1 protein-coding gene is annotated in these 1,656 nt (G+C 45.5%); it reads right to left on the reverse strand.

Annotated features, from left to right (window positions below):
* The coding region (locus WA010_RS10315) for a cytochrome c biogenesis protein (protein WP_422557029.1) at positions 1-1,574 on the reverse strand (1,574 nt) is incomplete at its 3' end.
* Positions 1,575-1,656: the final 82 nt, after the last annotated feature.

Genomic DNA, 1,656 nt, shown 5'->3' on the forward strand with positions numbered 1-1,656 from the left:
CTATAGGCACCTTTGATCATACGCAAGTGGATAACAACAGCGTAAACCAAAATCGTCACCAATGCCCATGTCTCTTTCGGATCCCATCCCCAGTAACGTCCCCAGCTCTCATTTGCCCAAACACCCCCAAGGAAGTTTCCGACCGTGAGGAGAACTAAACCGATGATAAGGCTCATCTCATTAATCGCATTAAGCTCTTTGATTGCTAGATTTAGACGTCTTGAATTCTCAGATTTTTTAAGGATAAAGAGGATGAGAGTAATCATCCCTAGTAACGCTCCCAGTCCTAAGAAACCGTAACTCGCCGTAATCATGGAAACGTGAATACTGAGCCAGTACGATTGGAGAACGGGAACGAGGTTTGTCACCTGTGGATCCATCCAGTTAAGATGAGCGACAAAGAGGATAAGCCCTGTCATGATCGCCGTAGCCGCCATCGTCATTACAGAGCGGCTAGAGAAGATAAACCCTGCCAATACGCTCGCCCATCCGATATAGATCATCGACTCATATCCGTTCGACCACGGTGCGTGTCCTGAAATGTACCAACGCATTGCAAGTCCAGCGGTATGAGCAACGAAGAAAAGAACCAAAAGGGCAAAAGAGACTTTACTCAACCACTCCGCACGGATAGCGGGTTTGATGATTTTGATAAACGACAAGATCAAGAGTGTAAACCCGACTACGAAATACAGAGGCCATAGTTGTTCGAAAATATTTACTTTGTTATAGAGAATCTCTACTTTAGCCTTCGTATCGCTCGGGTAAACACTCGCACCCACAAAACGTTGGTACTTATCGATACGGCCTAATGCTTCATCCGCTTTTTTCCAATCACCGCTTTTCATCGCTTCATCGATAGAGCCGAAATAACCGATAGCCAAAAGACGGACGATTTCAGACTCTTTCGGGCTTAGTGATTGCAACGCTTCGATGGTTGCATCCCATTTGTGGTTTTTATCGGCAGGTTTCGGCCACATACGGACCAATGATCCCGTATAAACCATATAAGCGACATTCACACGCTCATCGACACTGAGGAGTGCTTTGTCAAATTTATCCCGTTTACCGGGTGCTTTACGATTCGCTTCATCGACTAACTGAGCCAGTTTGTATCCTGAAATTTCATCCGGTGCTTCAAAAAACTGTGAAAATGCCGCTGTTTTGGCAGTTTCGGGGAGACCGATCAGTTTATTAACCTCTTTGTCTCCCGTACGGATGATAGCAATCTCACGCCAAGCATCGGGACGGAGCATCATCCCCAACACAACTTGATTTGAGGTCAAGCCTAAAAAGGTGTCGTTACGGTTGAGTTTTGCTAAAATCTCATGGCTGAGGGTATCCATCGGCTTCATACGTCCACTGGCATCTTGGACGATCAAATGACCGAATTTATCGGCATGGGCTTTATCGAACCCTTTTGCTACTTTGATAACTGGATTTTCATCATCCGCAGCGATTGCATTGGTTGAACTGAACATCACCAAAACTACAGCTGCCAAAGCTGCTACGGTACTTTTGGCTTTGATCGATTTGAGTTTCTCACCCAAAGCAGCAAAACGACCCGTTTTCACGATTAATACTCCAAACATCCCGATTGCGAGCAATAGATACCCGATATAAGTAATTAATGTCCCAGGATCACGATTCACCGAG

Origin of the sequence: Sulfuricurvum sp., from assembly GCF_049305995.1 — a bacterium.
In the GTDB taxonomy this organism is placed as follows: Bacteria; Campylobacterota; Campylobacteria; order Campylobacterales; family Sulfurimonadaceae; genus Sulfuricurvum.